We start from the raw sequence: 1,191 nt of genomic DNA, 5'->3' as shown, positions 1-1,191 counted from the left end.
TCAACAAGCATTATTTATTCAATGATCTTAGAGACGATACCGGCACCAACAGTACGACCACCTTCACGAATAGCAAAACGAAGTTTCTCTTCCATCGCTATCGGAACGATCAACGAAACATCCATCGCAACATTGTCACCTGGCATAACCATTTCCGTTCCTTCTGGAAGCGTAACAATACCTGTAACATCCGTCGTGCGGAAGTAAAACTGAGGACGATAATTCGTGAAAAATGGTGTATGACGTCCACCTTCATCTTTTGTCAAAATGTAAGCTTCTGCTTTAAACCGTGTATGAGGTGTAACGGATCCTGGCTTTGCCAATACTTGACCACGCTCAATCCCTTCACGGTCAACACCACGTAGCAGAGCCCCTATATTATCACCCGCTTGACCTTGATCCAAAAGCTTGCGGAACATTTCAACGCCTGTAACCGTCGTCTTAGACGTTGGACGAATACCGATAATCTCGATTTCCTCTCCAACTTTAATAACACCACGCTCAACACGACCCGTAACAACGGTTCCACGACCCGAAATCGAAAATACATCCTCTATCGGCATCAAAAATGGTTGATCAACAGGACGTTCAGGGGTTGGAATATAATTATCAACTTCACTCATTAAAAGACGAACAGCATCTTCACCAATGCTTTTATCCTTATCCTCAAGGGCTGCCAACGCAGAACCCTTAACAATTGGTATATCATCGCCTGGAAAATCATATTTGGATAAAAGTTCCCGAACCTCAAGCTCTACAAGCTCCAAAAGTTCTGCATCATCAACCTGATCAACTTTATTAAGAAAAACAACAATTGCTGGAACACCAACCTGACGTGCAAGCAAAATATGCTCACGCGTCTGAGGCATTGGGCCATCAGCTGCTGAAACAACCAAAATAGCACCATCCATCTGTGCTGCCCCTGTGATCATGTTTTTCACATAATCAGCGTGTCCTGGACAATCAACGTGCGCATAGTGACGATTTTCCGTTTCATACTCAACGTGTGCTGTAGAAATAGTAATTCCACGTGCGCGTTCCTCTGGCGCAGCGTCAATTTGGTCATAAGCTTTAAATTCACCAAAATATTTCGTAATCGCTGCTGTCAACGAGGTCTTCCCATGATCAACGTGACCAATCGTACCAATATTAACATGCGGTTTTGTTCGTTCAAACTTGCTCTTCGCCATT

General features: G+C 43.8%; 1 protein-coding gene. It reads right to left on the bottom strand.

Annotated elements, in window-relative coordinates; translation table 11 throughout:
- Positions 1–14: 14 nt before the first annotated feature.
- Complete coding sequence (tuf, locus tag ACFIL7_RS08570) at positions 15–1,190, bottom strand: elongation factor Tu (protein WP_012755022.1); 1,176 nt, start codon at positions 1,188–1,190, stop codon at positions 15–17.
- Position 1,191 lies beyond the last annotated feature (1 nt).

The sequence above is a fragment of the Bartonella sp. AP3QHHD genome (assembly GCF_042195765.1).
GTDB lineage: Bacteria > Pseudomonadota > Alphaproteobacteria > Rhizobiales > Rhizobiaceae > Bartonella.
The sequence above is the reverse complement of the archived record's forward strand: the minus strand, read 5'-3'. Positions and strand labels throughout refer to the sequence as shown.